Source organism: Bacillota bacterium (genome assembly GCA_009711825.1).
Lineage (GTDB): Bacteria > Bacillota > Proteinivoracia > UBA4975 > VEMY01 > VEMY01.
Genome location: VEMY01000053.1, coordinates 1 through 8,107, shown reverse-complemented (window position 1 = coordinate 8,107; position 8,107 = coordinate 1). Strand labels below are relative to the sequence as shown.

At 46.1% G+C, this 8,107-nt stretch carries 8 protein-coding genes; 2 read left to right on the top strand and 6 right to left on the bottom strand.

Features of this window, described 5'->3' with window-relative positions; translation table 11 throughout:
• Nucleotides 1-333: 333 nt before the first annotated feature.
• Both FH749_14030 and FH749_14025 read left to right on the top strand, forming a co-directional pair.
• Nucleotides 334-1,044, top strand: a complete 711-nt coding sequence (locus tag FH749_14030; GenBank protein MTI96569.1) for an RNA polymerase subunit sigma — start codon at nt 334-336, stop codon at nt 1,042-1,044.
• A gap of 1 nt (nt 1,045) precedes the next feature.
• A complete protein-coding gene (locus FH749_14025; protein MTI96568.1) occupies nt 1,046-1,861 on the top strand; it encodes an anti-sigma factor domain-containing protein in 816 nt (271 codons plus the stop codon).
• Between the two features lie 384 nt (nt 1,862-2,245).
• Here the strand turns inward: FH749_14025 and FH749_14020 are convergent, their stop codons facing one another.
• The 6 genes from FH749_14020 to FH749_13995 all read right to left on the bottom strand — a co-directional run.
• Complete coding sequence (locus tag FH749_14020) at nt 2,246-2,731, bottom strand: hypothetical protein (GenBank protein MTI96567.1); 486 nt, start codon at nt 2,729-2,731, stop codon at nt 2,246-2,248.
• A gap of 99 nt (nt 2,732-2,830) precedes the next feature.
• Nucleotides 2,831-3,676, bottom strand: a complete 846-nt coding sequence (locus FH749_14015) for a formylglycine-generating enzyme family protein (protein MTI96566.1) — start codon at nt 3,674-3,676, stop codon at nt 2,831-2,833.
• A 249-nt stretch (nt 3,677-3,925) separates the two neighbouring features.
• Nucleotides 3,926-4,801 (bottom strand): hypothetical protein, encoded by an 876-nt coding sequence (locus tag FH749_14010; GenBank protein ID MTI96565.1) that lies wholly within the window; start codon nt 4,799-4,801, stop codon nt 3,926-3,928.
• A 517-nt stretch (nt 4,802-5,318) separates the two neighbouring features.
• Nucleotides 5,319-5,744: an HD domain-containing protein gene (locus tag FH749_14005; GenBank protein MTI96564.1), complete on the bottom strand. Its 426-nt coding sequence runs from the start codon at nt 5,742-5,744 to the stop codon at nt 5,319-5,321.
• A gap of 64 nt (nt 5,745-5,808) precedes the next feature.
• A complete protein-coding gene (locus FH749_14000; GenBank protein MTI96563.1) occupies nt 5,809-6,693 on the bottom strand; it encodes an aminoglycoside phosphotransferase family protein in 885 nt (294 codons plus the stop codon).
• A gap of 176 nt (nt 6,694-6,869) precedes the next feature.
• The coding region (locus FH749_13995) for a hypothetical protein (GenBank protein MTI96562.1) at nt 6,870-8,107 on the bottom strand (1,238 nt) is incomplete at its 5' end.

Sequence of the window (8,107 nt, the reverse complement as noted above, 5' to 3'; positions counted from 1 at the left end):
AAGGACACCCTTTCGCTGGTTGTTGGGGTTTAGCACTTCCATTTTACCAGCAAGGGGTGTTTTTGTACACCTTTGAGGCCAATAAAGTCAGGGGTTTACAGGTGTTTTACACCTGCGAAACTTGAGTAAAACAATTAAAAAACAGATAAACTTCACTCGCCTCATACAACAGACCTCCTTTCTTTTCATTATTAACCATTCGAAGCAAATAACTACTGTTTTGGGGTGGACAAGACAAGGATAATCTCTAATTGTTGGACATATCGTGGAATCCAAACCGCATACATAATACCGATGATTAACTATGAATCAATTGGTTTGGAGGTCACATGTATGGAAGATATCGATGGCAATGCAGTAAGGGCACAGTCAGATAGAGCATATTGCGACTCTTTCATCTCCAAATTTGAACCCTTCATACTGCAGACAGCCCATAAAGTAACGGGCCGATTTATCACAAAAAGTGACGACCAGTGGTCAGTTTCTTTGTTGGCATTTCATGAAGCGATAAAATCTTATTCAAGCGACAAAGGCATGTTTATTCCGTTTGCGCGCTTGGTAATCCAGAGAAGATTGCATGATTATCTAAAGGGACAGTCAAAATACTATCCAGAGACCGCGGTTAACCCAATTTACTTTGGTAATGATGTCATTAAAGAACAAAACGTTCCAGTAAACCTACAAATTCTGCGAAAAACCTCCATCACTCCCGATGATAGTGCAAACTTAGAAATCCAGGCACTGGCAACAACACTTGAAGAGTATGGATTCTCCTTCTTTGACCTGATTAACGCCAGCCCAAAAGCGAAAAAAACCCGGGCAGTGTGCGCAAAAGCTGTCTTGTATCTGTTACGCAACCAGGACCAGCTTAACAAGCTAAGAGAATCCAAAATGCTCCCGTTAAAGGAAATACAAAAAGGTTTGACCATACCTCGTAAACTTTTGGAGCGTCATCGAAAGTTTATAATAACGGCAGTGGAAATCCTAGACGGGTCGTACCCGATTCTCAGTGAATATCTTAAATTTATTGAAGAGGGGCAGTAAAATGAAAGGGATCGTCTTGGCGGTGAAGGATAATCATGCAGCTGTTCTCACCGAGAATGGTGACGTCCAAAAAGTTAAAGCCAAAGATTATCGGGTGGGCGAAACTGTAATCCTACAACCCCGGAAGCAAGCCAATTCACCACTACTAAAGCTGGGCATTAGCGCTGCCGCTGTTTTAGCTTTCGTCATCGTCGGTGTCCTTTCCTATTTTACCCCTTCTGGATATGTGACTATTGATATTAACCCTTCAATTGAATATTCAATTAATATTTTTGACCGGGTCATCGCTGCCCAAGCAATAAACCCGGCTGGAGAGGACTTACTCGCCCTGTTAAGCGTAAAAAACAAGTCAATTGACCGGGCGGTTGCACTGACCACAGAAAAATTAGTTGAGCAGGATTTAATCTCTGCGGATGAAGCCAATAGCATTCTCATTACTGCCTCAATGCCCCGGGAGCAAAAATCCTCCGCACTGGCGGTAAGACTAAAACATTGCATACAAAACAAGCTCAGTAACAATAACCGAGATGCCGAAGTTATTACATTAACTATTAGCAAAACAGACTATGAACACGCAAGAGAGTTAGCCGTTAGTCCCGGGAAATTACACTTGGTTGAAAGACTTCAAGAAAATGCGGGTGACCCCGGAGATATAAATGTTGAAGAATGGCTAAACAAGTCGGCCGGAGAGATCAACAGAGCGATTCGAGAACACAAAGATGTGCCTAAAAATGGTCCCGGCAACGACGAACCTGACGCGTCCGGTCCCGACAACGCCAAACCACGGGATAACAGACAGAAAAGGCGTGAGCGCTAGGAGGTTTTTGCAAACTTTAGGTAAACTTTAGCTAAACTTTAGGTTAGCTTTAGGTTACCCTGGGGAATAACCTGTAAAATTACACTAAGAGTATTAAGGGTTTCGACAGCTGTCGTATATTTTAAAGGGGTTGATTGTTACATTGACTGAGAATAGTCACATAAAATTAGCCGTTGCCTGCATAGTATTGTTACTACTTTTAGCTCTATTTCTGCCCAGTGTATCAATAGCCCGATAGTAACTACAAAAAACATAGCAGGCCATGGAGCTGCAACCTTGGATAGTATCGTTAGTCTGCCTGCAAGGATAGTGAGACACGAAAAAGTGCAAGAAATACCACATCTCTTGCACTTTGCTGTACAGCCCTAGTTTCCGCATGCACTTTCAGTCCATGGGACGGGCGATATAATTAACTGTCACTTGCGCCAAAACCAGAGAACAAACAAAAACAAAGACACTGGCTACTAATACTGCAAATCCTGAGAGCATCAGCACTCGATTACCAACGAACGCAAAACCGATCAAATACATAAAGAAGAATAACACTTTCAATAAAATGAGCGTTACAGGTTTATCTAAATTCCGTTCCCTGTATTTGGTCAACCCAACACCCAACACTGTGACCCCGACAACAAAAATCATTCTGTAAGCAAATCCGCTGACAGCACTGTGTTTTGCCAAACTCATATACGTTGGCAAAGCTGCCTGGTATGTTTCTTCCGGCATATCTTCAAACTGCAGCTGCATCTCGCGAAGGAACCAGGTATTTTGGTTGTTGATATTATGCATCTCAACACCGAAATAGATTATGTTAACTATTAGAATAAGTGCCCCAATCATGGCGATAATTTTCCATACATGAGCTTTCATAGTACCCTCCCCCTTCCCAATCGTCTTGACTCTCAAGTATAGTTTGCCATATCTCGCCTAACACGCAAAACCCCGCTTCCCTAAAGCGGGACATACGTATTAAGATGCCGTTCTTGCAATCCGGAAACCCAAGCGGAAAAGCTTATCATGTGGGCTCCTGTATAGCCTGCACCCGACCCGACAGTCGTTGACGCCAAAGAACCAACTGCCGCCTCGCATGACACGGGTATGCCCATCCGAAGCCCCAATCGGATTGGTCCTATCTTCACCAGAATAATTCCCGTACCAATCGTGACACCACTCCCACACGTTTCCGCTCATATCATAAATGCCCAGCTGGTTCGGTTTCTTTTGGCCCACCTCCTGGGTCGACATTCCTTCGATATGGGAGGCCCCGTGATTGGAATAATTATAACCCAGAGATTCGCCAGTAAAAATATACTCGCCAGAGTTGCTGAAATACCAGGCCACTTCGTCAATATCATTACTGCCGGCAAACAAAAACCTTGGCTCATCGGGGTCAGCTTCATGGCCACCGGATGCTGCATATTCCCATTCAGCTTCCGTGGGCAGGCGGTAGCCTGACACTTTGGTGATGTCAGTTGTTACATTACCATCAGAGTCCAGGAGCTCGCCCGCCTGATTATATGCTGGCTGAAACCCTTCCACTTCGCTCAACCAGTTACAATAGGCAATTGCATCTCGCCAGTTCACATAAATTACTGGCCTCCGCCCTCTGTCCCATCCGTGGTCATAGGCAGGGGGCCTTTCTGTTGCCTCACAGAACTCATCGTACTCGTCGAAGGTCAACTCATATTTGCCAAGCCAATAATCATAAGTGAGGGTTACAGTGTGCACTGGCCGCGATCCATCCCACAGGTCTCCCACCTCATCGCCCATCTGAAACTGGCCGGCTTTCACCAACACCATTTCCGGAACAAGCATTTCTTCTCCGCCACAGCCAGACAACACAGTAGTGAAAAGGAGTAACAGGGCAATCACCCACGCGCATCTGCATTTATGAAATTTTAGCACAATCTTCTACCTCCAAATCATCCCTTGCAAATTACTACCCTCGTTATCGAACTTTTACGTAATGCTAATAGCGCAATCTTGTTTTAATGAGACATTATATTCAACATAATGAAGAATAAACCTGCCAACAAAGCGTTGACACAAAACTGACATTTGATGCTATTGCCTCTCTTTAATCATTGCTCTAGCTTTTTCCAGAGTCATTCCTTCCAGCGCCAGAAGGTCTACCTCGGTGGCTGCATTCATGTCAAATGCATAGGGTATCATGGTGTCCTCCCAGGGCACTGGCGGAATGAGCTTCTCACTCTGGACCCATTCTTCTGAATGAACTGCCTGGTCCAGGTTTCTTTCTCCTGCCAGCACTTCTTTGAGCATTGCGTCTTTAAAGCTCCTGGCCTCAAGATATGCCTGTTTGAATTCCTCCATGCGACCTCGACGACCGATGCGGTACAGGTTGCCAAAAACTGCAGCAGCCCGACCACTGACTGTAGTGTAATGGGTAAGCTCCAGGAAAAGCTTGATTATCCCCTCCCGTTCCTCGGGGAAACATTGGCCATAGTTGTTGATGAACTCAAGGAAGGCGGTGGAGCTTGTTAGGTCTGTTTGGGCCAAGGCATGGAAAATTTTCAGGTACAAGTTCTGGGTTGGATTGACCTGCCCCGCAGCTGTTCCAAAAAGTTGGTAAAATTCATCAGAGCAGTACTGGTTCTTAAATAACTCACTTTCATAGATATGGTAAAAGACCGAGGCGATTGCCCCTTCTGACGCTATCACTTGGCTGCCGTTTTTAACCCGCTCTGGGGTAAAAGACGATGATGCAATATGGGCGATATGCAGGTCCGCATAAGAATCAAACTCTGCTGGCTCCGGCAGGGCAGTATGATAGACAAAGCGATTATTTTTCACCCCATGATAACGCAGTTGTTCATCCCGATAACAGAGCCAAGCATTGACATCCATTGCATGATCCCAAATCTCGTTGTCTATGCCGCGCTCATACTCAATGCTGCTCATATCCCGGGTAACAATCTGCAAATGTTCGGCAAACCCTTCAAAAAAAGCGGTAAACCTGTCAGTAATCGCTGTGCAGGTATGAAATTTGTTATAGCGTTTTAATGTCTCATCAAAGTTAAGTAGGTAGAACCACAGATGGGCGTATTCGTGGCCAAAAATCTGGCTAATGCTGTCGCGGATTTCAATCCGCGCAGGTAGGCCACTGAAGCAGGTCCATACAATCTAGCTCTATTGTACATCGCCCCCAGATTTAACCAAGTCAAAACACAAGCTCAAGTGAAAAAGCCCCACAAAACAAGAAAATCCCGGGCTTATACCCCGGAACCAATGCAAGAGTCCCCAGATTTTCCGGGGACTCCATAAATACATGAGACCATTCATCTCAGAGCATTAAAACACACGAGTTAAGCATTACTGTCTGCAACTGCCGCTTGCCCTGCCCTTATACAGCTCTTCCTTACTACGGAGCTGTTCACCCCAAAAATTTGAGAAGGGCTAATAAGCACAAGCACATCCGTTTTGGGTCAGATGAGCAGAACTACATTTGTAATCTGTCCTCAATTCGCTCTTTAGCAGCCTTATATTTTTTCAGTCTCGCCCTGTCTTTTTCTCCAGGATTAGGTATTCTGTTCAAATCCATGTTGTCTTCAATATCTGCCAATTTCACTCTGCAGGCAGTTTCATTCATCAGGACCCTGTCAATAAAGGCGTCATAATCTTCGTTCTGACGTTTAGTTAAAACACTCAGAGTTTCGATAACTTCTTCCGAAAACTTCTCTTGACGTAAGTCATCCAAGGTGACAGTTGAATCCTCGATTACATCGTGGAGCACTGCGCAAACTCGCTCAAGTTCTGTATTCATGGCCAGCATGACCCGTAACGGATGAAGGATATAAGGAGAATGGCCCTTATCAACCTGCCCGGCATGAGCCAGCGCAGCTATCGATATTGCTTTGTTTAACATACTAACCCCCTCTTTAATTAATTCTTTATTCAACTGGGATAAGGCTCTTATATCCTAAATTTGTTTACTCGCCAAATTCCATCAATTTTACACAAGACCGGATAAGCCACTCTTGTAGTTTTGGGACATTATGCTCAATGGCATGCTCCATCCCCTCGAACCAAGCCAAAACTGCATACTTCTGTATTTTCCGGATAGAAAACTTTTCATCTACTCCATACTCATTTAGAAACAGCTCCATGTCCTTCAAGCTCAGCTCCAGAACCAGATGGCGGAGATCGTATTCCCATGGGCCAAAAGCCGACCAGCCCCAGTCGATAATCCCAGTAAGATTAGTCCCTTGAGCAAATATATGCTCCATATGCATATCCCGGTGGAGAAGCACCGGTTGATAAACTGCTTCTTGTGGCTCCTCATCCAGGCAGGCAAGCAGCCACTGCATCAGAGTAGGTTCCAATTGAGGAAAGTCTGGCCGGGTTGTTAGTTTAATTACAAAGTCTCGCTTTTCGGCCATGACTAGCGGCCAGTCCAACAGGTATTTCTCCGAAAGCTCGAATTCATCAAAGTTATAACCGTGGATCAGTCGAAGCTGGTTAGCCAATTGCTTGAGCAATTCTACCCTTATGTTTGGCTTCATGGTTTGCCATAAGTTCAAAAGGGGGAGGCCCTTTACCCTGCGCATTATTGCCCAAGGGCGGCCAGTTACCTCCCAATGGAGCACTCTAGGAAGCAGTAGAGCAGGATTCTCGGTGAGCACCCGGTAAACCTCCATCTCCTTCAAAAAGCATTCTCGGTCCGCCGAATCCTCGCTGTAGAGCACTCGCAACACATGACGGGAATCCAGGGCATACACCATGTTGGCTGCCCCCTTACCCAACAGGCTGCCGTCTTCCACCTTAAGGCCAATAGCCCCTGCCGCGGCCTGAATTTCTCTTAGACTCAGTTCCACAACGCCAGTCCTCCTCCAACATTCTACTTCTATAATACCATACTGGGTAATTTAGCGAATATTGGTTGAGGCTCACTCAGCGGCTGAAGCCGTTACCACCAAAGTGTAGAAAAGTTTGATTTAGCTTGATTCTTTTTGATGAAACCGCCCCCCCAACAGAGGCGGTTTCATAGTAATTAACTGCTCATTTCCTGGGTAATCTTCTTAACCTTCATCGCGTGCTGCTTCGCTTCCTTTGCTTCACCTAGGGCTAGCAAGCAACGGGCCAGGGCTCTTTGACCCACCACCGAGTTAGGTTGAACCCGCACCAATCTGCGGGCATATTCTTTTAGCTCGACATTGTTTCCATTAGCAAGCTCTAGCTTTACCGCTAACTCCAGGGCCACATCATCATCGGGCCAAACTGACAGCGCTTGATCCACTGCTATCTCGGCCTGGGCGTAATCATTTTTTGCAAAGTAGATTTCCGCTAGTTCTGTTAAGCAACGCAGCTTAGCCCGGTTGCCAGAATCCGCCACCCTCGCTCCCTTCCGGTATATTCGAGCCGCAGCATCATATTTTCCGATCAGGCAATGGAAGTCTCCGGCGATAAGGAAATTAAACGGATCCGGGTCCTCCTCTAAGCATTGGTTAAAATACACGCGCGCCTTGGCAACTGCAAATTTGTCTTCGATGATATTGTTCAAATTGTGTTTGATATAGCAATCATCGGGATCGAATCTTAATCCACGCAGGTAGGCCGCAGCAGCAGGTCCATACAAACTTGCACCATAGTACATCGCCCCCAGGTTTAACCAGGCCTCTGTTTTCCCTGGTTGCAGCTGGGCTTGATTCAACAGGCAGCGGGCAGCATTATTCAGTTCCTTCAAGTCCTCCCAATACCGCGCCATCTCCTCCCAGATGTAAACATCATCACCGATATATAGATGGGGGCAGTGTTGCAAAATCTCCTCGGCTGCTGCGTACGCACCATGGAGCAAATTCGGTTTCGGATCAGCTTGTATCTGCCAGTATGAGTAACAGTGAAGCCAGTATTTTACCGTGCGCAGTTTAAGAATCATTTCCGACTCCAGCGGCATAGGGACATTGGTCCCCATTCTTTCCTCTGGAAAAGTTGCCTTTACCTTATCCCGCACCTCCCTGCCGGCCTTATTGTCCCGGAGTTTGAGCACCAACCAATGGCCAGGCCGGTAACAGTAGGACTTCTGGGTGTAAATACGCCGGAACCCCTTTTCCCAGACCGGATACTCGAGAAACGGATGGTGCTGCCATTGGAGCTTTTCCGTTATGTTCATGTAGAATTGGCCTTCCAGGCCAAACCACGGACTGTAGGTTTTGCCAGCATCTAAACCTGCCAGATATTCCTCCTGTAACGCCAACGCCTCTTTTTTCGTGGACTCCAGACCCAGTAGTT

Bases quoted from the DNA above. Each gene is read 5' to 3' on its own strand.
- FH749_14030 (MTI96569.1), top strand. From the start codon at position 334: ATGGAAGATATCGATGGCAATGCAGTAAGGGCACAGTCAGATAGAGCA.
- FH749_14025 (MTI96568.1), top strand. From the start codon at position 1,046: ATGAAAGGGATCGTCTTGGCGGTGAAGGATAATCATGCAGCTGTTCTC.
- FH749_14020 (MTI96567.1), bottom strand. From the start codon at position 2,731: ATGAAAGCTCATGTATGGAAAATTATCGCCATGATTGGGGCACTTATT.
- FH749_14015 (MTI96566.1), bottom strand. From the start codon at position 3,676: ATGCTTGTTCCGGAAATGGTGTTGGTGAAAGCCGGCCAGTTTCAGATG.
- FH749_14005 (MTI96564.1), bottom strand. From the start codon at position 5,744: ATGTTAAACAAAGCAATATCGATAGCTGCGCTGGCTCATGCCGGGCAG.